Origin of the sequence: Geomonas diazotrophica (genome assembly GCF_019063885.1) — a bacterium.
Taxonomy (GTDB): Bacteria; Desulfobacterota; Desulfuromonadia; order Geobacterales; family Geobacteraceae; genus Geomonas; species Geomonas diazotrophica.
In genome coordinates, this window is the sequence record NZ_CP077684.1 from 882,782 (window position 1) to 907,055 (window position 24,274).

The 24,274-nt window shown below is 63.8% G+C and carries 23 protein-coding genes; 12 read left to right on the top strand and 11 right to left on the bottom strand.

The genetic code is table 11. The features are described from left to right. Positions 1–218: 218 nt before the first annotated feature. Entirely contained in the window at positions 219–899 is a 681-nt protein-coding gene (locus KP003_RS03830; RefSeq protein WP_216790635.1) for a response regulator, read from the bottom strand. After that, a complete protein-coding gene (locus KP003_RS03835) occupies positions 896–2,344 on the bottom strand; it encodes an ATP-binding protein (protein ID WP_216498535.1) in 1,449 nt (482 codons plus the stop codon). The genes KP003_RS03830 and KP003_RS03835 overlap by 4 nt, the downstream gene beginning before the upstream one ends. A gap of 236 nt (positions 2,345–2,580) precedes the next feature. On the opposite strand from KP003_RS03835, the gene KP003_RS03840 reads away from it, so the two are divergent. Both KP003_RS03840 and KP003_RS03845 read left to right on the top strand, forming a co-directional pair. Next, on the top strand, positions 2,581–3,204 hold the full coding sequence (locus tag KP003_RS03840; protein ID WP_216498534.1) for a hypothetical protein: 624 nt from the start codon (positions 2,581–2,583) through the stop codon (positions 3,202–3,204). Between the two features lie 236 nt (positions 3,205–3,440). After that, positions 3,441–4,865, top strand: coding sequence for a DEAD/DEAH box helicase (locus KP003_RS03845; RefSeq protein ID WP_216790636.1), 1,425 nt, complete (start codon positions 3,441–3,443; stop codon positions 4,863–4,865). 77 nt (positions 4,866–4,942) lie between these two features. Here KP003_RS03845 and KP003_RS03850 read toward each other — a convergent pair whose 3' ends face one another. The 3 genes from KP003_RS03850 to KP003_RS03860 all read right to left on the bottom strand — a co-directional run bounded on the left by KP003_RS03850 (position 4,943) and on the right by KP003_RS03860 (position 7,716). Beyond that, a complete protein-coding gene (locus tag KP003_RS03850; RefSeq protein WP_216498532.1) occupies positions 4,943–5,131 on the bottom strand; it encodes a hypothetical protein in 189 nt (62 codons plus the stop codon). Positions 5,132–5,497: 366 nt separating this feature from the next. Further along, a complete protein-coding gene (locus KP003_RS03855; protein WP_216790638.1) occupies positions 5,498–6,415 on the bottom strand; it encodes a universal stress protein in 918 nt (305 codons plus the stop codon). Positions 6,416–6,420: 5 nt separating this feature from the next. Beyond that, positions 6,421–7,716: an Nramp family divalent metal transporter gene (locus tag KP003_RS03860; protein WP_236026835.1), complete on the bottom strand. Its 1,296-nt coding sequence runs from the start codon at positions 7,714–7,716 to the stop codon at positions 6,421–6,423. A gap of 256 nt (positions 7,717–7,972) precedes the next feature. Here KP003_RS03860 and KP003_RS03865 point away from each other — a divergent pair, with 256 nt between their 5' ends. Further along, a complete protein-coding gene (locus tag KP003_RS03865) occupies positions 7,973–9,580 on the top strand; it encodes a HEAT repeat domain-containing protein (RefSeq protein WP_216790639.1) in 1,608 nt (535 codons plus the stop codon). After that, the gene (locus tag KP003_RS03870; protein ID WP_216498528.1) at positions 9,573–10,943 is read left to right on the top strand and encodes an HD-GYP domain-containing protein; all 1,371 of its coding nucleotides are present in this window, start codon (positions 9,573–9,575) and stop codon (positions 10,941–10,943) included. The genes KP003_RS03865 and KP003_RS03870 overlap by 8 nt, the downstream gene beginning before the upstream one ends. A gap of 88 nt (positions 10,944–11,031) precedes the next feature. Here the strand turns inward: KP003_RS03870 and KP003_RS03875 are convergent, their stop codons facing one another. Both KP003_RS03875 and KP003_RS03880 read right to left on the bottom strand, forming a co-directional pair. Then, a complete protein-coding gene (locus KP003_RS03875; protein WP_216498527.1) occupies positions 11,032–11,406 on the bottom strand; it encodes a desulfoferrodoxin in 375 nt (124 codons plus the stop codon). Between the two features lie 67 nt (positions 11,407–11,473). Beyond that, positions 11,474–12,178, bottom strand: a complete 705-nt coding sequence (locus KP003_RS03880; RefSeq protein ID WP_236026834.1) for a DUF4350 domain-containing protein — start codon at positions 12,176–12,178, stop codon at positions 11,474–11,476. A gap of 233 nt (positions 12,179–12,411) precedes the next feature. On the opposite strand from KP003_RS03880, the gene KP003_RS03885 reads away from it, so the two are divergent. After that, positions 12,412–12,702, top strand: coding sequence for a Dabb family protein (locus KP003_RS03885; RefSeq protein ID WP_183349410.1), 291 nt, complete (start codon positions 12,412–12,414; stop codon positions 12,700–12,702). Positions 12,703–12,735: 33 nt separating this feature from the next. Continuing rightward, entirely contained in the window at positions 12,736–13,227 is a 492-nt protein-coding gene (locus KP003_RS03890) for a YchJ family protein (RefSeq protein ID WP_216791894.1), read from the top strand. Between the two features lie 319 nt (positions 13,228–13,546). Here the strand turns inward: KP003_RS03890 and KP003_RS03895 are convergent, their stop codons facing one another. Then, positions 13,547–14,830, bottom strand: coding sequence for an O-acetylhomoserine aminocarboxypropyltransferase/cysteine synthase family protein (locus tag KP003_RS03895; protein ID WP_216790641.1), 1,284 nt, complete (start codon positions 14,828–14,830; stop codon positions 13,547–13,549). A gap of 179 nt (positions 14,831–15,009) precedes the next feature. Between KP003_RS03895 and KP003_RS03900 the strand changes: the two genes are divergently transcribed. From KP003_RS03900 to KP003_RS03925, 6 genes are all read left to right on the top strand, one after another. Next, on the top strand, positions 15,010–16,203 hold the full coding sequence (locus KP003_RS03900) for a pyridoxal phosphate-dependent aminotransferase (protein ID WP_216498524.1): 1,194 nt from the start codon (positions 15,010–15,012) through the stop codon (positions 16,201–16,203). A gap of 11 nt (positions 16,204–16,214) precedes the next feature. Continuing rightward, complete coding sequence (locus tag KP003_RS03905; RefSeq protein WP_216498523.1) at positions 16,215–17,588, top strand: sigma-54-dependent transcriptional regulator; 1,374 nt, start codon at positions 16,215–16,217, stop codon at positions 17,586–17,588. 9 nt (positions 17,589–17,597) lie between these two features. After that, the gene (locus KP003_RS03910) at positions 17,598–17,993 is read left to right on the top strand and encodes an FxsA family protein (RefSeq protein ID WP_216498522.1); all 396 of its coding nucleotides are present in this window, start codon (positions 17,598–17,600) and stop codon (positions 17,991–17,993) included. Positions 17,994–18,117: 124 nt separating this feature from the next. Then, positions 18,118–19,323: a methionine adenosyltransferase gene (locus tag KP003_RS03915; RefSeq protein ID WP_216498521.1), complete on the top strand. Its 1,206-nt coding sequence runs from the start codon at positions 18,118–18,120 to the stop codon at positions 19,321–19,323. Between the two features lie 120 nt (positions 19,324–19,443). After that, the gene (locus KP003_RS03920; protein ID WP_216498520.1) at positions 19,444–19,944 is read left to right on the top strand and encodes a chemotaxis protein CheX; all 501 of its coding nucleotides are present in this window, start codon (positions 19,444–19,446) and stop codon (positions 19,942–19,944) included. A gap of 217 nt (positions 19,945–20,161) precedes the next feature. Beyond that, positions 20,162–21,466 (top strand): hemolysin family protein, encoded by a 1,305-nt coding sequence (locus KP003_RS03925; protein WP_216498519.1) that lies wholly within the window; start codon positions 20,162–20,164, stop codon positions 21,464–21,466. A 152-nt stretch (positions 21,467–21,618) separates the two neighbouring features. On the opposite strand, the gene KP003_RS03930 is transcribed toward KP003_RS03925, so the two are convergent. The 3 genes from KP003_RS03930 to KP003_RS03940 form a co-directional block, all read right to left on the bottom strand. Then, the gene (locus tag KP003_RS03930; protein ID WP_216498518.1) at positions 21,619–22,545 is read right to left on the bottom strand and encodes a TerC family protein; all 927 of its coding nucleotides are present in this window, start codon (positions 22,543–22,545) and stop codon (positions 21,619–21,621) included. Positions 22,546–22,557: 12 nt separating this feature from the next. Then, positions 22,558–23,397 carry a zinc metalloprotease HtpX gene (gene htpX / locus KP003_RS03935; RefSeq protein WP_216790643.1) on the bottom strand — a complete coding sequence of 280 codons (840 nt, stop codon included), beginning with the start codon at positions 23,395–23,397 and terminating at the stop codon, positions 22,558–22,560. A gap of 248 nt (positions 23,398–23,645) precedes the next feature. Next, on the bottom strand, positions 23,646–24,221 hold the full coding sequence (locus tag KP003_RS03940) for an ANTAR domain-containing response regulator (RefSeq protein WP_216498516.1): 576 nt from the start codon (positions 24,219–24,221) through the stop codon (positions 23,646–23,648). Positions 24,222–24,274: the final 53 nt, after the last annotated feature.

The following is a 24,274-nucleotide window of genomic DNA, read 5'->3' on the forward strand; positions in this document are numbered from 1 at the left end:
TTTGGTCGGGGCGTACAAGATCAGCACATTGCCACTTTTCACGTGGGCTTATGTGAATATCGGAGCCTGTGGGATTTTCTTAAATAAAGAATGGTTTGAGAGGAAATAGGGACAGCTCTCCACAGAGAGGAGGGACACAACTCCGGCGGAAGTGACGGATGGGGCACTTTTTAGAGAAAGGGCGGAAGACAGTGAGTGTGGGGGAGGGAAGTCTCCCCCTAATTCTGGCTGGGTGGCTCGTACTTGTAGCCCGCGCCGTAGATGGAATGGATCAGCTCCTGGTCGGGGGCGACGGCGGAGATCTTCTTGCGCAGCTTCTTGATATGACTGTCGATGGTACGGTCGCTCACGATGCGCTGGTCCGAGTAGATGCGGTCCATCAACTGGGTCCGTGAGTAGATGCGTCCGGGGTTCTGGTAGAGAAAGTGCAAGAGCTTGAATTCGACCACGGTCAGGTCGAGGTCGCGCCCCTTGAACTGGGCCGAGTAGCGGTCGGGGTCCAGGGTGAGGCCGCCGGCCGAGGTGGCGGGCTGTTCCACGCTGCGGCGCAGCACGGTTTTCACCCGCGCCACCACCTCGCGGGGGCTGAAGGGCTTGCAGACGTAGTCGTCGGCGCCAAGCTCCAGGCCGAGCAGCCGGTCGATCTCCTCGACGCGGGCCGTGATCATGATGATGGGAAGCTGCGAGAAGGTGCGTATCTCCTTGCAGATCTCCAGCCCGTCGCGCCCGGGGAGCATCAGGTCGAGCAGCACGAGGTCCGGCTGCCGCTCCCGCACCCGCGGCACCACCTCGGTACCGTTGGCGATCCACACGGTCTCGAAGCCGGACTGCTTCAGGTAATCCCCCAAAAGGCTCGCCAGCTTTTCCTCGTCCTCGACGATCATGATGGTCTGTGTCATGTCCTGCTCCCCGTAAGTGGCAGTTCTATCCTGATCAGCACCCCCCCCTTGGGGGAGGGGAGTGCGGCGATGGTCCCCTCGTGCGCCTCCACGATGTTCTTGCAGATGGCCAGGCCGAGCCCGGCGCCCCCGAGGGCACGGTTCCTGGAATTCTCCACCCGGAACAGCCGGTCGAAGAGCTGGGCCAGTTCCTCGGGCTGCACCCCGGGCGCAGAGTCGGCGAATTCCACGATGGCACGGCCGCCGTCACGCTTGAGCCGCACCGAGAGCTCACCGCCTGGGTCGGTGTACTTGAGCGAGTTGCCCAAGAGGTTGCTGAAAAGCTGGTTCAGGCGCCCCCCGTCCGCGAAGACGGTCAGCTCCTCGCGGGGGAGCAGCTGCCGCAGCGCGATGCTCTTCTGGCGGAACTTCGCGGCGAACGGCTCCAGGGCGTCCTCCAGGAGTTCGGTCAGGTCGACCAGTTCCTTTCTGTAGTTGAGCGCGCCGATGTCGGACATGGAGATCTGGTACAGGTCCTCGACCAGCCGCCCCAGGTGCATAACCTCGGCGTGCAGCGACCGCATCGACTCCGGTCCAAGCGGGCGCACCCCGTCCTGCAGCGCCTCGATCTCGCCGCGCAGGATGGATAGTGGCGTGCGCAGTTCGTGGGAGATGTCGGCCAGGTAGCGCCGGCGGGCCCGCTCGTTGTTTTCCAGGGAGAGGGCGAGGGTGTTGAAGTCGCGGGCGAGTTGCCCAAGTTCGTCGCTGGATTCCACCGGCACCCTGGTGTCGTATTCGCCCGAGGCGAGTCGGTGCAGGGAGCCGGCGAGCCTCTTGATCGGCTCGACCAGGCGGTGCGCAAGGGGGAGCGAGAGCGCCGCCGACACGAGCAGCATGACGACGGCGACCAGCCCCATGGTGAGCTTTTGCTGCTGCACGAAGAGGAGCTGGTAGGTGTCGGTGAGCCGCTGCCTCGGACGCAGCGCCAGGTAGCCCACCACCTCGCCGTCGCTGGTCAGCTTCTTCACCTGCGCCGTGTCCAGGTTCCCCTGGGTCCCCTGGAGCAGGCGCTTGCCGGCGTCGAGCAGCACCACGCGCCCTTCGAAACGGTAGAGGAAGCGCTGCGGCAGGTGCTGCCCCTGGCTGCTCAGGTTCATGAACCCGCGCCGTCCCATCCTGTGCTGGGCGCCGTCGCTGTCGCCGCCTTCGCGTCCTTCGCGTGTCGCGGCAACGATGTCGAACCAGGTGGAGGGCTCCTGCTGCAGGAATTCCCAGCTGCCGTTACTGCCGTAGGACTGCTCCAGCACGCGTGCCAGCCGCTGCAGCCGGTCCTTCTCCATGGTGTTCACGTAGGCGAGGAAGCCGTGCCCGATGCTCCATTGCATGATGAGGAACATGGAAATCACCACCGCGCCGGTTGCGGCAAGCATGGTGAATAAGAGCCTGTATTTGATCTTTACCTTCATGGCATCCACCGTTTAAGTCAATCGTACAGCTTTGTATTAGCATAGTTGTGGTTAATGTGCCATTGCATCTTTGAGCCGGAAGGAAATTCCACATTTGCTCCACAATTGTTCCTTATTGTACTGTTAGCTTGATACTCAAATAATGATTGGAGCGGACCGGGAAGTCATGGCCGCCACTGAAAGCACGGCAACGATCATCTGAAAGAAAGACGGCCTGAGGCCGCAAGGAGAAGATCATGAAAAAGCTTATCGCACTGGCATTTGTCATCGTACTTGCCGGAGCCGCCACGGCCCAGGCAAGGGTGGATTTCAGCGTTAACATCGGCATTCCGGTCGCCCCGGTCCCCGTAGCCCCGCCACCAGTCGTCTACCCCGCACCTGCCCCGGTGGTCTACCCGCCCCCTGTGGCCCCGGTGGCCTACGCCGAACCGCCCAGCTTCATCTACTCGCCTGCCCTGGGGTTCTACGTGTCGGTGGGGCTACCCTACGACGTGGTCTACATGGACAACGGCTACTACCAGTACCGGGACGGCTATTGGTACGTGGCGAACAGCTACCGCGGACCGTGGACCTACGTCGCCCCGCGCCGGCTCCCCTACGGCCTGCACCAGCACCGCTACGAGCAGATCCGTTACTACCGCGACCACGAGTATCGCACCTACCTGAGCGATCGCGACCACTACCGTGGCAACTGGTACCGCCCGGTGGCGGAGCGCCGCGACGGTCGCTGGGGCGAGCGCAAGGATTACTACCGCGACGGGTACAGGGATGGCCGCCGCGACAACCGCTGGGATGACCGCAGGGACGACCGCAGGGACAACCGCAGGGACGACCGCCGCGACTACAGGGATCGCCACTGATCCCGCGGCCGGCAACCTCCTCCCGTGCCCGGGCTTCCGGGCTCTCCTCCTTCTCCTGGAGGGACGGGACGGGAGGGGGAAGCCTTTCCCACGGCGGCTGTGCAGCATTAGAGAAATTTGAGCCGTCTTTTCTCCCGTTTCGTGGTATAGTCGCAACTCTAATGAGTCACGGACCCCATGGGCCTTTCAGGCTTCTGGGGTTTTTTGTGGCGTCACACCAAGAAACAGGAGTACCAGTGGATTTCAAACAGTTTAACTTGCACCCCAAGGTCCAGGCAGGCGTAGAGGCCGTGGGGTACCAGACCCCGACCCCCATCCAGTTGCAGGCCATTCCCACGGTGATCGCCGGACAGGACGTGCTCGGGCTGGCCCAGACCGGTACCGGCAAGACCGCCGCCTTCGGTCTTCCCATGCTGCACCGCCTGGTGGAGGGGAGCCGCGGCCAGGTGCGTGCGCTCGTGCTTGCCCCCACCCGCGAGCTCGCCGAGCAGATCAACGAATCGCTCACCGCACTGGCGCAGCAGACCCGGCTGAAAAGCATCACCGTCTACGGCGGCGTCAACATCAACACCCAGATCAAGAAGCTCAGGGAGGGGGCCGACATCGTGGTCGCCTGCCCCGGGCGCCTGCTTGACCATATCTCCCAGGGAACCATCGATCTTTCCAAGGTCGAGGTCCTGGTCCTGGACGAGGCGGACCAGATGTTCGACATGGGCTTTCTCCCCGACGTGAGGAAGATCCTGCGGGTGCTCCCCGGCAAGAGGCAGAACCTGATGTTCTCCGCCACCATGCCCGACGACATCCGCCGCCTGGCGCACGAGATCCTGTGCCGTCCGGTCACCGTGCAGGTGAGCCGCACCGCCCCGGCGGCGACCGTCTCGCATGCCCTTTACCCGGTGGGGCAGCACCTGAAGACCCCGCTTCTCTTCGAGCTCTTGAAACACACCGACACCGAGAGCGTGCTCATCTTCACCAAGACCAAGCACCGCGCCAAGAGGGTGGGGGAGCAGCTCGAGAAGGCGGGCTACAAGGCGACCAGCCTGCAGGGGAACCTGTCCCAAAACCGCAGGCAGGCGGCCTTGGACGGCTTCCGGGACGGCACCTACCAGATCATGGTTGCCACCGACATCGCCGCCCGCGGCATCGACGTCTCCCTCATCTCCCACGTCATCAACTACGACATCCCCGACACCCCGGAGGCCTACACCCACCGCATCGGCCGCACCGGCCGCGCCGCCAAGACCGGCGACGCCTTCACCCTGGTGACCGGCGAGGACGAGGCGATGGTTAAAAGCATCGAGCGCGTGCTCGGCTCCAAGATCGAGCGGCGCCGGGTGGAGGGGTTCGACTACACCGTGCCGCCGCCGAAAAAGGACGCCGAGTTCGCCCGCGCCCCGCGCGAGCCGCAGCGCAAGAAGCAGCCGGCCGCCGCGACCCAGGGCAAGCCCGCCGAAGCCAAGAGCGCGCAGGGAGCGGGGAGACCCGCCCAGCCGGGCAGCAGCCGCGGTCCCGGTGCATCCCGTCCCGGCGGCAGCCGCCAGCAGGCCGGGCAGCGCCAGGGCGGCAACCGCCCGGCCGGTGCCAGTGCCGGTGCCGGTGAAGGGCAGCGCGCCGGCGCGCAGCGTCCCGGCAACCACGCCGCCCGGCGCAGCGGCAGGTAGGCTGCAGCGGCAATCAAGCGCAAAAGAAAAGGGGAAAGTCTCGCGACTTTCCCCTTTTTTCATGGTGGCTGCCGGCTTCAGTCTCCCAGCCACCCCGCTTCGGGAAGCTGTACCGGATCGCATACAGCGTCGACGTCCCTGGCCTTGGCGCCGCAGTTGCCGCATTCGACGGTAGGTTGCAGCGTGAGTTGGTGAACTTTGTCTATCTCTCCTCTCGCGGTAAGGGCGCAGATGTGCTCGCTGTGCCCCTCTTTGTTGCATGCCATGATTGCCACCTCCTAGTCAGAAATGTCATAGCCGCTTCGCCCGATGGAGCTGCATTATCTTTGTTGAGATGTTACTATTCCATTTTACCCTTTTTTGCTAAAATTGTTGTCACAGAAGAAGATAGCTACAGGCTGAGGAGGTAACCCATGCTCGCATCGAGATGCCCCAAATGCAACGGCAGAGGAAAAATCCTGATGGCTTCCCGGCAGTCCGGATATGATGTCGAGGAAGTTCCCTGCACCATGTGCAAGGGGTCGGGACGGAAATAGCAAAGCGCAGCCAGGAGAGACGAAAAGAGGGGGAGGCCACTGCGGCGTCCCCCTTTGCTCGTTACACGGAGCGTTGCCTCGGCGGACGCCGCAGGCTCAGTCGACGGGGGACGGCTCCGATATCGGCACCAGCAACAAGGGGCACCTGCTGCGACTGCAGATGCCGTGGGCCACGCTTCCGGTCCAGAAGGCTGCCATGCCGGTCTTGCCGTGGGTAGGGAGCACCATGAGGTCTATCTTCGCCTCCTGGGCGGCCCGGGCGATGGTCTCGGCCGGATCCCCCCTGAGGACGTGGGCCGAGGCACGGATCCCCTCCCGTACCAGTTCCTGCACCACCCCGTCCAGGTGCTCGGAGGCGTCCCGCGCCTCCAGGTCCAGGATGCGCGACGCCGTGGCCGGCAGGGTCCGCGCCGTCACCTTCTCGTCCGGGGGGAGCGACTCGTAGGTGGGGATCACCGTGGTGATGTGCAGGTCGGCGTTGCAGATCCTCGCCACCGCCTTGACCACCGGCAGACCCTTCTCGTGCTCCGGGTCGGTGTCCAGCGGCAGGAGAATCTGGCAGCAGCAAAACGGCGGCGGCTCGCCGCGCTCGTCGGGGTGGGTGATCAGGACCGGGAGGGTCCCCCCGGCGATCACCTTCTGCGCGATGGAGCCGAACAGCAGGTGGATTGCCTTGCCGCGCCCGTGCGAACACATCACCACGAGGTCGTGGCCGAGTTCCGCGGCATGGGCGACGATGCTCTGGGACACGAGCTGGGTCTCGGTCTCGTGTACGTGGCACTCGACCCGCGGGATGCCATCAAACCACTGCCGCGCCACTTCCTGCAGGTAGCGCTGCGCCTCTTCGAAACCGGTCAGGTGCTTCTGGCCGTGCACCTGGCTCGGCGCGTCCTTCTCCACCACGTGGAAAAGGGTCACCTGGGCGCCCAGCTTTTCGGCCATGAAGCGGGCGGCCGGGAGGGCCGCCTCGGCGAGTTTTGATCCGTCCATCGGGACGAGAATGTGCTTGAACATGGTAATCATCCTGGGAAAAAGGTCGCGTAGATCAGGTAGATGTTGAGGGCGACGATGAGGCTCGCCGCCACGCCGGCAAGGACCGTGGTAGCCCCCTTGTTGACCAGGTCTCCCATCAGGTCGCGGCGGCGGGTGAAGAGCACCAGCGGGACGATGGCGAAGGGGAGCCCGAAGGAGAGCACCACCTGGCTGATCACCAGGGTGCGGGTCGGGTCGAACCCCATGGCGATCACGAACAGGGAAGGCGCCATGGTGACGAGGCGCCTGATCCAGGGCTTTATGTGGCGCTGGATGAACCCCTGCATGATCACCTGACCTGCGCTGGTCCCCACGCTGCTGGAGGAGAGACCGGAGAAGAGCAGTGAGATGCCGAAGATGTACTTCGCCGCCGAGCCGAGGAGCGGCTCCAGGGTCCGGTACGCCTCCTCGATGGTGGCGACCGAGGTCTTGCCGGTGGCGTAGAAGGTGGCCGCTGCCATGATGAGCATGGACATGTTCACGAAGCTCGCGATCCCCATGGCGATCACCACGTCCATGATCTCGTAGCGGAACAGGGTGCGCAGCTTCGCCCTGTCCTTCACCACGATCCTCCCCTGCATGAGCGACGAGTGCAGGAAGATGGCGTGAGGCATGACGGTGGCGCCGATGATGCCCGTGGCCAAGAGGATGCTTTCGCGACCGGCGAAGGCGGGGCGCACCACGTGGCCGGCGATGTCGCCCCAGTCCGGGCTCGCGATGAAGATCTCGGCCACGTAGCAAAGGGCGATGACGGCGACCATGGCGGAGATCACCGCCTCCAGGGGTCTGAAGCCGAAGCGCTCCATGCCGAGGATGCCGATGGTGGTCAGGGCGGTGAGCAGGGCTCCTGCCAAAAGCGGGATGCCGAACAGGAGCTGGAAGCCGAGCGCCGCTCCCATGAACTCGGCCAGGTCGGTGGCCATGGCCACCGCCTCCATGATGATCCACATGGTGATCGATACCGGCTTGGGGAACTGGTTGCGGCAGTGCTCCGCGAGGTTCTGGCCGGTGGCGAGGCCCAGCTTGGCGGAGAGCGTCTGGATCAGCATGGCGATCAGGTTGCTGGTGATGATCACCCAAAGCAGCAGGTAGCCGAACTGCGCCCCCCCCTGGATGTTGGTGGCGAAGTTGCCGGGATCGACGTAGGCGACGCTGGCGATGAAGGCGGGGCCGAGGAAGGGGAAGACGCGGGCGAGTCTGGATTTCTTCGTTTCGCGCGACAGGGCCTCCAGGGCGGACTGGACGGTCCTCGAATCAAGGTTGCTGGCGCTGTTTTTGGGCAATGTGACCTCGCGGGCTGGCTCGTGGGCCGGAACGTCACCTAATTCTATCTGCGATGGCTTGAAGAGCAACTCCTGGCTTTGAAAAACATGGTCTGGCGCTGTAAGGCTGTAAAATGAGTTGGCAGCGCACCAAAGAGCATGGTAAAAGCGACGGTGAAGTAGTATAGCCGAGGCGGCCATTGCGGTCGCTGCAAAATTGTTTGATAATTATCATTATCTCGGCTAGAATCTGGCGTCCTATCAACGGGAATGGAAAATGCCGGAAGACCAACGAAATCTACTAGAAGACAGTGAAGATCTCGGCGCCGCCTGCCAGAAAGCGCTCGCCGAAACCTCCAAGGCATTGAAGGCCTTTTCCTTCTATCCCGATAACCATCCCCTGCGTTCGCAAATACTCACCTCTGCCTACGAGGCTCTTGCCAATCTGGTCAGGCGCGGCCCCGTCACCCTGATCGTGCAGCGCGGCGGTTTTGCGATCGCCGGCCGCAAGGACGCCATCGAAAACAACCCGATGACCAAGGCCCTGGCCCAGGAGCTCTTCGCCCGCGAGCTGCAGCGGCTCACCTTCCTCCCGGAGCTGTCCCCGGCGGATCTCTCCGCCCTCCTTTCTGCACTGGCGGTGTCGCCGCAGAAGATCGCCGAGGACGGTGGCGTGGCAGGCATGCTGTCCCGAAACGGCATCTCCGCCGTAATAGTGAACCAGATCGACGTATCGGCCGTGTACACCAAGAAGTCGGCGGGACAGGCCGAGGAAGAGGAGGGGGACGGCGGCGCCGAGGTGCCCGAGGAGCGCCCCCTCGAGCCTTCTCCGGCACAGGGGAGCGTGGCCGGTGAGGGAGCCGAGCCGGGCGTCGACGAGCTCCTGGCCGCGCTGGCCGCCGAGACCGATGATGAACGCTACCGGCAGCTTGCGCGCCTGCTGTTGAAAAAGGCCCTGCCGCTTAAGCTGGAGGGTAACTTCGACCGGCTCTACGTGGTGCTCGCGCGCCTGTTGGAACAGCAGGCGGACCCGGCCAGGAGTACGGTCTGCCGCGACGTGGCGCACACGGTGCTGCAACAGCTCATCCTCGGGGAGATGGCCGAACACCTGCTGAACCACCTGGAGGATGTCGATTTCCCCGACAAGGAGGCGATCTGCCGCATGCTCAGGCTCGGCGGTGCCGAGGTGGTGGACGCGGTGGTTCGGCGCTTGACCGCCACCGGGAGCAGGGGCGCTCGCAAGGCGCTCGGCACCGCCCTGGTCCGCATCGGGGTGCAGGCGCAGCCCCAACTGCTCACCCTCCTCAAGGACGGCCGGGTGCAGGTGGTGCAGATGGCGGTGGCCATCCTCGCCGAGATCGGCAACCGCGATGCGGTCAAGGGGCTGGTGCTGACCGCGTATCACCCGGAGGGGCGGGTGCGCATGGAGAGCATCCGGGCACTGGCGCGGATCGGCGGGATGGAGGCCACCGGCGTGCTCCTCTCCCTGGTGCAGGAGGGGGACGAACCGACCGCTCTGCACGCGATCTCCTGGCTTGGGACCTGCCGAAACCAGGCGGCGCTCGAGCCCCTGCTCAGGCTGGTGGCGAGGCGCGACCTGAGGGGGAAGCTGCAGGCGCTGCAGCTGGAGGCGCTAAGGGCCGTAGGACACATCGGCGACCGGCGCGCCCTCGCGGCGCTGTTCAAGGTGGTCCGCAGACGCTGCCTGCTCGGCACGACCCGCCGCCGGGAGCAGAAACTCGTCGCCCTCGAGGCCATCGCCGCGCTGGGAGGGGAACAGGCGCGGGCGTTCCTGCAGGGGTACGCCTCGGGCAACGGAGAGCTGGCCGGCCCAGCGGCGGCGGCGCTGCAGACAATGGCGCAGAAGGAAACAGGGCATGAGTGAGATCACCAAAAACGAGGTGCAGCGCGCGGCGATGCTGTTCACCGCCTCGATAAAGTCGGTGCTGCTCTATCCCCTGGCCCATCCGGCGGTGCGCCAGCCTTTGCAGGAACTGGTCGGGCTCATGGGCGAGATGATGGGGGAGCGGCATGAACTGCACCTGGGCGTGGTGGAGGGGACCTTCTTCATCGAAGGGTGCCTGCTGGTCTCCCCCAACGCGGCCGTCGCCGAACTGGTCGAGCGCCTGCTGCAGAAGGGGGTCGACGCCGTCACCATCTACCCCGGGGTCACCCCCGACGACCTCTTCGGCTTCGCCACGCTGCTGGCGAACCGGCAGGTCGGCGCGGAGACCTTCGCGGCAGAGCTGGAGAGGAAGGGGATCAGCAACGTCCGGCTGGGGATCGACGAGGTCGTCGCCGGCGAGGGGGAGGGGAAAGGGGAGGCCCTGGTCCCCGCCGCCATCTACCGCGACGCGCTGAAGGCGGTGCGCGACACCATGCGCGAGATCGATAACGGTCGGATCCCAAGCGGCGAGTGGATCAACGGTGTGGTGGAGAACATGGTCACGGTGACCATGGAGGAACCGACCACCCTGCTCGGCCTCGCCATGATCAAGGACTACGACAACTACACCTTCAGCCATTCGGTGAACGTGGGCATCCTGGCGCTCACCCTGGCCGCCTTTCTCGGCCTGGAAAAGGAGGCGCTGCACGAGATCAACACCGCTGGGCTTTTGCACGACATCGGCAAGACCAGGATCGACAAGACCATCCTGAACAGCCCGGGCAAGCTCTCGGACACCGAGTTCAAGGAGATGAAGCGCCACGCCGAGGAAGGTTCCGAGATCGTCAAGAAGATGAAGAACATCCCCACGGCGGTGGCGGAGGCGGTGCTTGGCCACCACATCCGCCACGACCGCACCGGGTACCCCGAGTGGGCCCGGGAGATGCACTTCGGTCTGTACACCGAGATCGTCTCCGTGGCCGACTGCTACGACGCCATCACCACGCTGCGCACCTACCAGAGGCCGACCCTGCCCAAGGAGGCCATGCAGATCATGCACCGCCTGGCGGGCTCCTCGCTAAACGGCGAGCTGGTGGAGCAGTTCGAGGCGATGATGGGGGAATACCCGGTGGGAAGCCTGGTGCGCCTGGATACCAACGAGATCGCCCTGGTGCTGAAGCCGCATCCGATGGAGTGCGCGGAGCCGTCGGTGAAGATCCTGATCGGCGCCCAGGGCGAAACGCTGGAGACGCCCCGGCTGGTGAGCCTCGCCGAACAGGGGGGGAGGCGCTACGCCACCATCATCGCCCCCGTCGACCCGCTCCTTAAGAACATCAACCTGGCCAATCACCTGCTCGCCTGATAAGGCAGGTTGAGGTTGAAAGGGATAAAAGAAGGGGGGACGGCTTTGGCCGTCCCCCCTTTCTGCATCTAAAGCGTGGCGTGCGTGCCTAGGCGGACCACTGGCCGTGCAGGTTGCAGTACTCGCGGACCTTGATGTCGGCGGCGCTGATCGGGAAGGTCGCTTCCGGGGCCTGGCCCGGCTGCAACTGGGCGCGGTAGACCTTGCCGTCGGCGATCACTTCGATCCACTCGATGTAGTGGGCGCTTTCCATCGGGTGCGGGATGCTGCCGACCTTGACGGTGACGGTTCCTGCGCCGCGCTCGATGACCGGTACGTGCTTCTCTTTGGAAGCGTCCACGGTGTTTTCCTTCTGCAGCTTCATCTCCTCGCCGCAGCAGACCAGTTGGCCGCCGCCGGCATGGAACACCTCGACTATATTGCCGCACATTTCACACTTGTAGATTTCCAGAGCCTGAGCCATTGAATCCCTCCTGTTTTTGTTGGTTGGTATTTTGTTGCCGCTGTATGCCGGTCGGTATTTGGTGCCGCTATTTGAACCAGGCGGCGAGGTTTGCCGCCAAAGCCCGGTTGTTCCCTTGCAGGAACTTGTTCTGAAAGATGGCGTCGTCGCCGAAGACAAGGAAGGAGCCCTTCCCCATGTCGCCGGCCACCACCACGCCGAAGGAGGCCGTTTCCTCCTTGGACTGCTTCTGGTCCTGGTCGACGTCGATCCAGGCCTGGAAGCCGGTGGCCGCGATGACCTCGGCGCCGTCGCCTTGGTTGATGAGCCCCCAGGCGCCGTGCACGCTAAAATCCTTGATGCCCCGGAAAAGCGGGTGCTCCTTCAGCCGGACGACCCGGAACCTGAGGAGGTCACCCTCGATCACGTTCTCGCGCTCCTGGATCACCCCCATGGTGTGGCTGACCTGCAGCCGGTCCAAAAGGGAAGCCATCGGGGGCGCTACGTGGAGCATCACCGCCACGCGGCCGCCGTTTTGGATGAACCGCGTCACGGCCTCGATCTCGTTGGGGTGCAGCGGGGTGAAGCCCCCGCTGATGACCAGGGCGCGCGCGCCGGCCAGCGTGGCATCGGTGAGCGGCTGGTCCACGGTGCCGACCTCGAGGCCCGCCCCCTGGAACACCTCGGCCAGCCCCGAGAGCTGCAGCGGCCCTTGTTCCTTCACCTGGAAGCGTTCGCCGTGCCCGTTGTCGAAGAGCACCTTCCCTGCGGCCAGCACGGGAGAGGTCATCATTAAGAACGCCAGTACAATTATACTCATGAATCTCAAAGCGCCAGTCATTAAATCCTCCATTGCATGAAATTTTAAAAAAGACCTTTTTGATCTTGTTGGTCCTTATAGCAGCATTGTTCCGGCCACGCAATAACTTTTTTTCGGTCTACGGGACTGCCATCGTTGACAGGGGGGCGGGCGCCGATGTATTACAGGTATCCGGAGAACGTCATCACTGATTCTGGGGGCTACACATGATCGTGCATATAGTGCTTTTCAAGCTCAAAGAGGCCACCGCTGAGAACGTCGAGGCTGCCAGGCAGCGTCTTCTGAGCATGGATGGCAAGGTGGAGCTGCTGCGTCACCTCGAGGTGGGGGTGGACCTGATCCGCTCGGAGCGGTCCGCGGACATCGCCCTGTACACCAAGTTCGACTCACTGGAAGACCTGCAGGCCTACCAGGTGCACCCGTACCACGCCAACGAGGTGGCCGCCTACATGAGGAGCGTCTGCTCCTCGGTGGTCGCCGCCGACTATGAAGTCTGATCGCAAGCAACACCAAACAACGAGGAGGAGTAACTGATGGAGCTGTGTGCCTGTGGCAGCGGTTTGGCTTACGCCGAATGCTGCCGCCCTGTCATCAAGGGGGAGCGCCGCGCTGAGACGGCAGAGGCGCTGATGCGCGCGCGTTACGCCGCGTACGCCAACGTCGAGACCGATTTCCTGTTGGAGAGCACCCACCCAAAGCACCGCGAGGGGTACGACGCTCAGGGGACGCGCGAGTGGGCCGAGAAGTCCGAATGGCAGGGACTGGAGATCGTCTCCACCAAGGACGGCGGCAAGGATGACGCCACCGGCGAGGTGGAGTTCATCGCCCGCTGGAAGGAACAGGGGGAGGACCGGGTGCACCACGAGCGTGCCCTGTTCAAGAAGGAGAAGGAGGGGTGGCTCTTTACCGACGGCAAGCCGGTGACCCGGCAGCCGGTGGTGAGGACCTCGCCCAAGATAGGGCGCAACGATCCCTGCAGCTGCGGCAGCGGGGTGAAGTACAAGAAGTGCTGCGGCAAGTAGACCGGCCGGAGCGGGAATAGGAAAGGGGCGAGTGGAATTCCACTCGCCCCTTCTTTTTTTGGCGTTGGTGCGGCAGCTGCGGGTGCCCTCATCCGCCCCTTCGGGGCACCTTCTCTCGAGGGGAGAAGGGGAAGGACTATCCTTGCCACCGGGAAACGGTGGCTGACTACCCTTGTCACCGGGAAAAGGTGGCCGACTACCCTGCCACCGGCAAACGGTGCCGACTACCCTCGCCCTCCGGGAGAGGGTGGCCGAAGGCCGGGTGAGGGCCCCCCTTTTTGCGAATGGGGTGCAGGGGGATTTCCTCCGGGCGGATCACCTACTCCTGGCTGGCCAAAAGCGCCTGGTTCACGTCCTCGATAAGGTCGTCGATGTGCTCGATGCCGACCGAGAGCCGGATCAGGTCGGGCGTGACCCCCGAGGCGACCTGCTGCTCCTCGGAAAGCTGACGGTGCGTGGTGCTGGCCGGGTGCAGGACGCAGCTCCTCGCGTCACCCACGTGCACCACCAGGGCCACCAGCTGGCAGCTCTCCATGAACTTCTTCCCGGCCGCTGCGCCCCCCTTGATGCCGAAGGTGAGCACGCCGCTCGCCCCCTTCGGGAGGTACTTCTGCGCCCGGGCGTAGCTCTTGTGGCTCTCGAGACCCGGGTAGCTCACCCAGGAAACAGCCTCGTGCTTCTCCAGGAACTTCGCCATGGCGAGCGCGTTCTCGGAGTGGCGCTGCATCCTAAGCGGCAGCGTCTCAAGCCCCAGGTTGAACAGGAAGGCGTTCATCGGGGCCGGGCAGGGGCCGATGTCGCGCATGAGCTGCACGCGCGCCTTGACGATGTAGGCCAGCTTGCCGAAGGTCTTCAGGTACTGCAGGCCGTGGTAGCTCTCATCCGGCTCGGTCATCTCCGGATACTTCCCGTTGCCCCAGTCGAAGTTGCCGCTGTCCACGATCACGCCCCCCACGCTGGTCGCGTGTCCGTCGATGTACTTCGTGGCGGAGTGGATCACGATGTCGGCGCCGAGCTCGAGCGGCCGGCAGAGGTACGGCGTCGGGAAGGTGTTGTCTATGATGAGGGGCACCTGCATCTTCTTCGCGATGCGGGAGAACTTGTCGAAGTCGAGGATGTTGAGGCCGGGGTTGCCGATGGTCTCGCCGAAGAGACAGCGGGTCTCGGGGCGGAAGGCTGCGACGATGGTCGCCTCGTCCGCCTCGGGATCGACGAAGGTCACCTCGATCCCCATCTTGGGAAAGGTGTTGGCGAAAAGCGAGTAGGTGCCGCCGTACAGGGTGCTGGCCGCGACCACGTGCTGGCCGGAGCGGCAGATGTTCATCACGGCGATGGTGGAGGCCGCCTGGCCGCTCGAAGTCGCCATGGCAGCGATCCCCCCCTCCATTGCGGCGATCTTCATTTCGAACCCTTCCGCCGTCGGGTTGGAAAGCCGGGTGTAGAAATGCCCCCCGACTTCGAGGTCGAACAGTTTGGCTACGTGCTCCGCGCTGGAAAACTTGAAGGTCGTGCTCTGGTAGATGGGCAGGATGCGGGGATCGCCGTCCTTGGGGGCGAAGCCTTCCTGGATCGCCTGGGTCTCTATGCGCCAATTCTTCTTCATGGTTCCCTCCTCCGTGAGTCTGTATAGCAAGGCAAGGCGCGTACTATAGCAGAATTGTCACCGCGTTTGCAGGGAAATATTAGAATGGCGCCTGGGTGGCCTGATCGCCGGGGGAATACGCCTTGCCCCGGTTCCGGTAATGTGCTAATAAAACGAGACACCAAAAAAGGAGGGGATGCATGCCCGTCGCTGATAAGATCGCCGGATTTATAGCGAAATCGTCGTGGATCAGGAAGATGTTCGAGGAGGGGGAGAAGCTCAGGAAGGAGTACGGCGCCGACAAGGTCTACGACTTCACCCTCGGGAACCCCGACGTCGAGCCCCCCGAGGCGTTCCAGGCCGAGTTCCAGAAGCTCGCCAATGCGCCGGTCCCGGGCATGCACCGCTACATGAACAACGCCGGCTACCTCGAGACCAGGAACGCAGTGGCGCGCATGCTTTCCGCCGCCTCCGACCTCCCGGTGCAGGGTGGCCAGGTGGTGATGACCTGCGGCGCCGGCGGGGCCCTCAACGTGGTGCTGAAGACGATCCTGAACCCCGGCGACGAGGTGATCCTGCTCACCCCGTTCTTCGTGGAGTACCGCTTCTACATCGACAACCACGGCGGCGTCCCGGTCGAGGTCTGGACCGACCGCGAGACCTTCCAGCTCGACATCCCGGCCATCGCTGCCGCGGTCACCGCCAAGACCCGCGCCATCATCATCTGCTCCCCCAATAACCCGACCGGCGTCATCTACCCGGCCGAGAGCCTCAAGGCGCTGGGCGAGATGATAGCCGCCAAGGAAGAGGAACTGGGGAGGCAGATCCTGGTCATCTCCGACGAGCCCTACGCCCGCATCGCCTACGACGGCAAGAGCGTTCCCAGCATCTTCCGCTACGTCCAGAACTCCGTCATCGTCACCTCGCACTCCAAGGACCTGGCCCTCCCCGGCGAGCGCATCGGCTACCTGGCCGCGAGCCCGCGGATGAAGAACGTCGACCAGTTCATGGAGGGGGCGGTGTTCTCCAACCGCGTACTCGGCTTCGTGAACGCGCCGGCCCTGATGCAGCGCCTGGTGGCCGGGCTGCAGCACGTTTCGGTGGACATCGACGCCTACCGCGTCAAGCGCGACCTGCTCTACGACTCCCTCACCGGGATGGGTTTCTCCATGGTGAAGCCCGACGGCGCCTTTTACCTCTTCCCCAAGTCGCCGCTGGCCGACGACGTCGAGTTCGTGAAGATGGCGCAGAAGCACCGCATCCTGCTGGTGCCCGGCGCCGGCTTCGGAGCCCCCGGCTTCTTCCGCATCGCCTACTGCGTGGACAAGGGGATGATCGAGAGAAGCATCCCCGCCTGGCGCGAGCTGGCCAAAGAGGCGGGCCTCCCCGGATAGAAGGGACCACCATGACCGAGACCATTCTGATAGTCGACGACGAGGAGGGTATCCGCTCCTCCCTGGCCGGCATCCTCGAGGACGAGGGGTACCGCACCGTCTGCGCCGCCGACGGCACCGAGGCGCTGGCCCTGTGCCAGAAGGAGCTCCCGGGGCTCGTGCTCCTGGACATCTGGATGCCCAAGATGGACGGCATCGAGACGCTCAAGCGCCTGAAGGAGCTGCACCCGGCCCTCAACGTCATCATGATGAGCGGCCACGGCACCATCGAAACCGCGGTCAAGTCGACCAAGCTTGGGGCCTACGACTTCATCGAGAAGCCGCTCTCCCTGGAGAAGGTGGTGGTCACCGTGGAGAACGCCCTCTCCATGAACCGCCTCAAGGAGGAGAACGCGGCGCTCAGGGGGCAGGTGCAGCAGGGGCACGAGATGATCGGCAACTCGGCCGCCATGCAGCAGCTCGCCGAGCAGATCCGGCTGGTCGCCCCCACCAACGCCTCGGTCCTCATCACCGGCGAGAACGGCACCGGCAAGGAGCTGGTGGCCCGCTCGGTCCACTACCACAGCCAGCGCCGGGACAAGCCCTTCATCGAGATCAACTGCGCCGCGATCCCCGAGGAGCTGATCGAGAGCGAGCTCTTCGGCCACGAGCGGGGCGCCTTCACCGGCGCGGTCGCGCAGAAGAAGGGGAAGTTCGACCTGGCCGACGGCGGCACCCTGTTCCTGGACGAGATCGGCGACATGTCGCTCAAGACCCAGGCCAAGGTGCTGCGCATCCTGCAGGAGAAGAAGTTCGAGAGGGTGGGGGGGACCAGGACCCTCGAGGTGGACGTCCGTATCGTCGCCGCCACCAACAAGCTCCTCGAGGAGGAGATCAAGAACGGCACCTTCCGCGAGGACCTCTACTACCGCCTGAACGTGGTCCCCTTCAAGGTGCCGCCGCTGCGCGAGCGCCGCGAGGACATCCCGCTTCTGGCCGGCTATTTCCTGGACGCCTTCTGCGACCTGGAGGGGCGCGAGCACAAGCGCATCGTCCCCGAGGCGATGGAGTCGCTCAAGCGCTACGACTGGCCCGGCAACGTGCGCGAGTTGAAGAACATCGTGGAGCGCCTGGTGATCATGACCCCCGGAGGCACCATCACCATGAACCACCTCCCCGACGATTTCGTCTCCGCCGGGGGGCGGGAGGGGGGGGGCGGCAAGCTCGACAGCGTGCTGGAGCTCTCAAGCCTCAGGGAGGCGCGCGAGGAATTCGAGCGCGAGTTCATCATGCAGAAGCTCGAGGAGAACGACTGGAACGTCTCGAAGACCGCGGAGGCGATCGAACTGGAGCGGAGCAACCTGCACCGGAAGATCAAGAGCTACGGCATCGACATGAAGAAGTAGCGGGGCGCCATGTTCTTCAGACTGTTCCTCATTTTCCTGATCGTCCCGGTCATCGAGATCTACCTGATCATCAAGATCGGGCAGGTGATAGGCGGCGTCGCCACCGTCGCCTCGCTGCTGTTCATGAGCCTTCTGGGGGCGTGGCTCATGCGCCACCAAGGGGGGAGGGTGCTCGGGGAGATCCGCGACGAGCTCTCCCGGGGTAGGCTTCCCGCGGCGCAGCTTCTCGACGGGGCCCTCGTCTTCGTCGGGGGCGTCCTGCTCACCACACCCGGCTTCTTCACCGACTTTTTGGGTATCTTCTTCCTCATCCCCGCCACCAGGCGCTACATCAAGCTCTGGCTCGGGCTCTGGCTGCAGGCCAGGATCGCCCGCGGCGGCTTCGTGATGCGCCGACACTTCTGATCCCTGCTTCGTCCCGGCGGCACCCTCCGTTTCCCGCTCCAATTGCACCCCCACCTTTTTGGGCTACTATTTCCCAGTGTCCGCGCGGCCGTCGGTGCGCCTGCTGCGGGGAAAGGGGAACGCCATGCTGGTCGTGGAAGAGTTTCACGGTACCCAGGTGATGCAGCAGCGGGTCGAGATGGTGGAGCGCAAGGGGACGGGGCACCCGGACCAGATCTGCGACTGCATCATGGACTCCATCTCGGTCGCGCTCTCCCAGGCGTACCTCGCCGAGTTCGGTACCATCCTGCATCACAACATCGACAAGGGGCTCCTGGCGGCCGGACGCGTGGGAAAGCGCTTCGGCGGCGGCGAGGTGCTCGAACCGATGGAGCTCACCATCGGCGACCGGGCCACCTTCACTCTGGCAGGCAAGGAGATCCCGGTGCACGACATCGCGGTCGCCGCCGCCAAGGGGTGGATCGCGGGCAACCTGCGCCACGTGGACCCGGAGCGCCACGTAACCTACCGCCTGAAGCTCGCCCCCGGTTCGCAGGAGCTGACCGACATCTTCGCGCGCCCCGGCGAGGTGAGGGGGGCCAACGACACCTCGGCCGCCGTGGGGTACTACCCCCTGAGCCCGACCGAGCGTGCGGTGCTGACCCTGGAGCGGGAGTTGAACAGCGGGCGGTTCAAGGCGCTCTTTCCGGAAACCGGCGAGGACGTCAAGGTGATGGGGCTTAGAAACGGCAAAGAACTGGACCTGACCGTCGCCATGCCTCTTCTTGCCGAGCGGATCACCTCTGAGCGCGACTACTTCGAGCGAAAGCACGCCGTCGAAACAGAGATGCAGCAGTTCCTGGCGGGGGGGTGCCGCGGCTTCGAGCGGGTCCGGGTGCACTACAACACCCTGGACCAGGCCGGGCGCGGCCTTAACGGCGTCTACCTGTCGCTATTGGGGACCTCCGCCGAGGACGCCGATTCCGGTCAGGTGGGGCGGGGCAACCGCGTCAACGGCCTGATCCCCATCGCGCGTCCGATCGGCACCGAGGCCGCCGCGGGGAAGAATCCCATGAGCCATGTCGGCAAGATCTACAACGTGCTGTCGCACCGGATCGCGCGGGAGATCTGCAAGTCGGTCGCCGGCGTGCAGGGTGCCTACGTCATGCTGCTGAGCCGGATCGGGGACCCGGTGGACCGGCCGCAGATGGCGAACGCGCAGCTCGTCATGGAACCCGGGCGCAGCGTGGCCGAAGTCGAGGGGGAGGTGCGGGAGGTCATGCAGCGGCAATTCTCCGGCATCACGGAGTTCTGTTATGCCCTAGCCCGGGGCGCCTACCCGGTCTGTTAAAAATTCGCTAAAGAGCGGCGCATTTCTGCCGAATGCAATTATACGGATCTTTATCAGCCTGCTCTTCTTTGTCGGGTGCTGGAAGACGTACCTAATCGATGCGCGTGAGGAGGACGGAACATGGGGCTTGATGCAGCGGTGCTCAGCGAGGCCAACACAACCGAGGACGAGGTAAGAAAAACCATTGCCGAGATCACCAAGGGGGTCTTCTCCACCATGGTGATGCTGGACGTGGTCGACGAGCCCCCCCTGGAGGAGCCGGTCCTGACCTTTCATGAAACGGTGACCAGCATGGTCGGGCTGGCCGGAAGCCACTCTGGGATCCTGGCCATCCACTGTCCCAAGAGGCTGGCCCTCCAGGTCACCTCGAGCATGCTGGGAATGGACGTCACCGAAGTCGACGACGATGTCAACGACGCCATGGGCGAGATCGCCAACATGGTGGGGGGGGACGTGAAGCACATCTTCTCCCCCAAGGGTGCCGACATCAACCTCTCCATACCCACCGTGATCTACGGCAACGACTACGCCCTGGAGAGCATCTCCAGTGCCGAATCGCTGGTGATGCCTTTTACCTGCGGCGATGAGCGTTTCCTGCTCTCGTTCAAGATCGGCAAGTAGCTTTTCTCTCCGAATTCGTCCCACTGGCAGCGGTCACCAACGAGGTGGCCGCTTTCTGTTTGTGGTCCCCCCGTCAAGCCGGACCATGCCCCGTGTCCAGGCTCAGTCGATACAAAAGGTTGACAAGACACCGGTTACCGTTGAAAATGAGCAACTGTTGAACTTTGGACGCCTGCGGAGCAACTGCGGGCGACCCATGAACTAACCTGGAGGGTAATTGGACACCGTCTTCGTCGAACTGCTGGTCATCGCCGTCCTCATTCTGCTGAACGCATTTTTCTCCTGCGCCGAATTCGCCATCATCTCAATTCGTAAGAGCAGGGTCGCGCAGCTGGTCGCCCTGGGGAACCAGCGGGCCGCGCTGGTGGAGTCGCTGCAAAGGGACCCGCACCGCCTGCTGGCCATCGTGCAGATCGGCGTCACGGTGGTCGGCTCGACCGCGTCCGCGGTGGGCGGCGTCATCGCCGTGGATTACATCCGCCCTGTGCTGCAGGTGTCCTCCGTCGCCATGGTCCGTAACGCGGCAGAGCCTTTGGCCATCGGCATCGTCGTGAGCGCCATCTCCTACCTGCAGCTCATCCTGGGCGAACTGGTCCCGAAGACCATCGGCCTACAGTACGCCGAGCCGGTAGCGTTGCGGGTGGTCCACACCATCACCTTCCTGGCGCGGGTGGCTGCCGTGCTGGTCTCCGTGCTCAGCTTCTCCACCAAGGCTACCCTGGCCCTGTTCGGCCTCAGGGGCGAGGGGAAGGCCTTCATGACCCGCGAGGAGGTGCAGCACATCGTCGCCGAGGGGCACGAAAGCGGCATCTTCAGCGAGACCGAGCACACCTTCATCGACAACCTCTTCGACTTCACCCACACCGCGGTACGCGAGGTGATGGTGCCGCGCACCCGCGTGGTCGCTTTCGACCTGAACCTCTCCAACGAGGAGATCCTGAACGGCGTGCTGGACAACCAGTACTCCCGCTACCCGGTCTACCTGGGGAGCATCGAGGAGACGGTCGGGTTCATCCATGGCAAGGACCTTTTGGGGCGCATGGTGCGCGAGCCCGACTTCGACATCCGTTCCATAGTGCGTCCGCCGGTCTTCGTCCCCGAGGGCAAGAAGGTGAGCGAGCTGTTGAAGGAGATGCAAAAGACCAGGGTGCATATGGCTTTTGTGGTGGACGAGTACGGCAGCATCAGCGGCATCGTGACCACCGAGGACCTGCTCGAGGAGCTGGTCGGCGAGATAGAGGACGAGCATGACGTGGGGGAACCGAGCCGGGTGCAGGTGCTGGCGGACGGGAGCTTCCAGGTCGACGCCCTCATCTCCATCTCGGATCTCGAGGACCTGTTGGAGGTCGACCTGGGCGAGGATCTTCCTTACGACACGCTGGCGGGGCTGATCCTTGACAGGATCGGGCGTTTCCCCGAGCAGGGGGAGAAGGTGCAGTTGGGCGAGTACCAGCTCACCTGCGAGGAAGTGACCCGCACCGGCATCAGCCAGGTACGGATCGTCAAGAAGGACGAGGACTAGGACTAGGGACTAGGGACTAGGGACTAGAACTGGGGACTAGAACTGGGGACTAGAACTGGGGACTAGAACTGGGGACTAGAACTGGGGACTAGAACTGGGGACTGGAACTGGGGACTGGCGGGCATTAAGCCCGCCTTTGTCGTTTTCAGCTCCTACACCCTGCCTTTATGCTTTCCGGCCAGGAAGATCGAAGTCAGGATGGAGATGGTCAGGGCGCCCACGATGACGCCCAGGGAGAGCTGCAGCGGGATCTCGACCAGGTCAGCCAGGAGCATCTTCGTCCCGACGAAGGCGAGGATCACGGAAACACCCAGCTTCAGGTGGACGAACATCTCCATGACGTGGGCCAGCAGGTAGTACAGCGAGCGCAGCCCCATGATGGCGAAGATGTTGGAGCTGTACACGATGAACGGGTCATGGGTGACCGCCAGTACCGCGGGAATGGAATCCACCGCGAAGATCAGGTCGCTCGATTCGACCACGATCAGGGTCAGAAAGAGGGGCGTCGCAGCCCAGATGCCGCGCCTCTTTATGAAGAAGTGGTCGCCCCGCGCCCTCTTGGTGATGGGGATGAAGCGCCGGACCAGCCGCACCAGCGGGTTGTGCTCGGGGTGCACCTCGTCGTCCCCGCCGAAAGCCATCTTGAACCCGGTGTAGATCAGCACCGCCCCGAAGACGTAGACCATCCAGTGGAAACGCTCGATCAGCTCGATCCCCAGCAGGATGAAGATGCCGCGCATCACCAGCGCACCGATGATTCCCCATTTCAGGATCTTGGGCTGATGCGCCCGGGCCACCTTGAAGTACGAGAAGATCATGATGAAGACGAAGAGGTTGTCGACGGAGAGCGACTCCTCGATGATATAACCGGTAAGGAATTCCAGGGCTTTGGCCGGCCCCAGGACCTGCCAGACGCCGAGGTTGAACGCCATGGCGAGGCCGACCCAGACCAGGGTCCAGGCCAGCGCCTCACGGAACTTTATCTCGTGGCTCTTCCTGTTGAACACGAAGAGGTCCAGGATGAACATCACGGTCATGATCCCCGCGAAGGCGATCCACATCATCTCTCTGTCGGTCAAAACTCCCTCCGGTTAATGCCCCATCTGCTCCAGCCGGGCGATACGCTCCTCCATGGGAGGGTGCGTGGAAAAAAGCCTCATCAGCATCCCCGCGGTGAGCGGGTTCACGATGAACATGTGCGCCGTGGCCGGCCTGGCCTCGTACATCGGCAGCGCCCGGGAAGCCTGGTCCAGCTTCCTCAGCGCGCTGGCCAGGGAGCGCGGTTTGCCGCAGAGTCTGGCGCCGCTTTCGTCGGCCAAGTATTCGCGGCTTCTGGAGACTGCGAGCTGGATCAGCATGGCGGCGATGGGCGCGATGATGGCAAGTGCCAGGCCGCCCCAGCCGCCACCTTCCTCGTCGTCGCTGCGGCCGCCGAAGATGGCGGCCCACTGCACCATGTTCGCCAGCATCGAGATGGCCCCGGCGATGGTGGCGGCGATGGTGGAAATGAGTATGTCGCGGTTGGCGACGTGGCTCAGCTCGTGCGCCATAACCCCCTCCATCTCCTCGGGGGTGAGGATGCGCAGGATCCCCTCGGTCGCGGCGACCGCGGCATGTTCCGGGTTCCTGCCGGTGGCGAAGGCGTTGGGGCTCTCCGAGGGGATGATGTAGACCCGGGGCATCGGGAGCCCCCCTTGGACCGCGAGCCTTCTGATCATGCCGTAGAAGGCTGGATTCTCCGCCTCGGTGATCTCCTGGGCCCCGTACATGCGGAGCACGATCTTGTCCGAGAACCAGTAGGAGAAGAGGTTCATGGCACAGGCCATGAAGAAGGCGAGGTACATGCCGCCCCTGCCGCCGATGGCGCTACCAAGGGCCACCATGATCAGCGTGAGCGTGGTGAGCAGGACCGCTGTCTTGAATCTGTTCATGACGTTACCTCCTTGCCGAGTCGCCTGGTCAAATAAAAAGACCTTTACCCAGGCACAGTCGCACTGGATAAAGGTCTTGCCTGCTCTGACAGGATTGTCATGCCCCATGTCCGGGCCTTGGCGGCCGTCTTGACGAACACGGGTCGGTTGCCGTGTCAACCGATAGCTACTCCCCTTTACCATGATGAAATATAGGTAACGGAAGCACGGGTGTCAATCGTTTCTTTTACCCCACTACGGACGGGGGCTCACCCGGCGATGCTCTCGGTGAGCAGGATCGCGTCGGCAAGCTGCCGCATCGATATCCTGCGGTCCATGGCGAGCCGCTGCATCCTGCGGAAGGCCTCCGCCTCGGAGAGCTTGTCTCGCTCCATGAGCCGTCCCTTCGCCTTCTCGATCACCTTCCTGCTTTCGATGCTCTCCTTGAGCGAACAGACCTCCTCCTTGAGCCGCTCCACCCGTCGCGCCGCGGCGATGGAAAGAAACAGCGCCGCCACCAGTTCCTCCTCGCGGACCGGCTTGGCCAGGATGGTGGACACAGCCGCCTCTCCCCAGGTCTGCACTTCCTCCAGGTCACGGCTCTCCGCGATCATCACGATCGGGAGGCTGAGCTTGTCCCAGAGCTTTTTCACCGTACCGACGATCTCCTGGTCGCCCGCGCGGAATTCGACGACGGCCACCTCCGGATGGTTAGCCAGAGCCTCGCTCAGCAGCTCGCCCGACCCCCCGGACGCTATTATTTCAGCAAAACCTCGCTCCCTCAGCCTGTTTTTTAGGCTCTCTAGGAGATCCTCGTCGCGAATGTACAGGACCGCTTTTCCCATGAATTTCACCTCCTTACGACGATTGGAACTGCCACGGACGGGCAGGTTGACTG

Bases quoted from the DNA above. Each gene is read 5' to 3' on its own strand.
- KP003_RS03830 (WP_216790635.1), bottom strand. From the start codon at position 899: ATGACACAGACCATCATGATCGTCGAGGACGAGGAAAAGCTGGCGAGC.
- KP003_RS03835 (WP_216498535.1), bottom strand. From the start codon at position 2,344: ATGAAGGTAAAGATCAAATACAGGCTCTTATTCACCATGCTTGCCGCA.
- KP003_RS03840 (WP_216498534.1), top strand. From the start codon at position 2,581: ATGAAAAAGCTTATCGCACTGGCATTTGTCATCGTACTTGCCGGAGCC.
- KP003_RS03850 (WP_216498532.1), bottom strand. From the start codon at position 5,131: ATGGCATGCAACAAAGAGGGGCACAGCGAGCACATCTGCGCCCTTACC.
- KP003_RS03855 (WP_216790638.1), bottom strand. From the start codon at position 6,415: ATGTTCAAGCACATTCTCGTCCCGATGGACGGATCAAAACTCGCCGAG.
- KP003_RS03865 (WP_216790639.1), top strand. From the start codon at position 7,973: ATGCCGGAAGACCAACGAAATCTACTAGAAGACAGTGAAGATCTCGGC.
- KP003_RS03870 (WP_216498528.1), top strand. From the start codon at position 9,573: ATGAGTGAGATCACCAAAAACGAGGTGCAGCGCGCGGCGATGCTGTTC.
- KP003_RS03875 (WP_216498527.1), bottom strand. From the start codon at position 11,406: ATGGCTCAGGCTCTGGAAATCTACAAGTGTGAAATGTGCGGCAATATA.
- KP003_RS03880 (WP_236026834.1), bottom strand. From the start codon at position 12,178: ATGATGACCTCTCCCGTGCTGGCCGCAGGGAAGGTGCTCTTCGACAAC.
- KP003_RS03885 (WP_183349410.1), top strand. From the start codon at position 12,412: ATGATCGTGCATATAGTGCTTTTCAAGCTCAAAGAGGCCACCGCTGAG.
- KP003_RS03895 (WP_216790641.1), bottom strand. From the start codon at position 14,830: ATGAAGAAGAATTGGCGCATAGAGACCCAGGCGATCCAGGAAGGCTTC.
- KP003_RS03900 (WP_216498524.1), top strand. From the start codon at position 15,010: ATGCCCGTCGCTGATAAGATCGCCGGATTTATAGCGAAATCGTCGTGG.
- KP003_RS03905 (WP_216498523.1), top strand. From the start codon at position 16,215: ATGACCGAGACCATTCTGATAGTCGACGACGAGGAGGGTATCCGCTCC.
- KP003_RS03910 (WP_216498522.1), top strand. From the start codon at position 17,598: ATGTTCTTCAGACTGTTCCTCATTTTCCTGATCGTCCCGGTCATCGAG.
- KP003_RS03915 (WP_216498521.1), top strand. From the start codon at position 18,118: ATGCTGGTCGTGGAAGAGTTTCACGGTACCCAGGTGATGCAGCAGCGG.
- KP003_RS03920 (WP_216498520.1), top strand. From the start codon at position 19,444: ATGGGGCTTGATGCAGCGGTGCTCAGCGAGGCCAACACAACCGAGGAC.
- htpX (WP_216790643.1), bottom strand. From the start codon at position 23,397: ATGAACAGATTCAAGACAGCGGTCCTGCTCACCACGCTCACGCTGATC.
- KP003_RS03940 (WP_216498516.1), bottom strand. From the start codon at position 24,221: ATGGGAAAAGCGGTCCTGTACATTCGCGACGAGGATCTCCTAGAGAGC.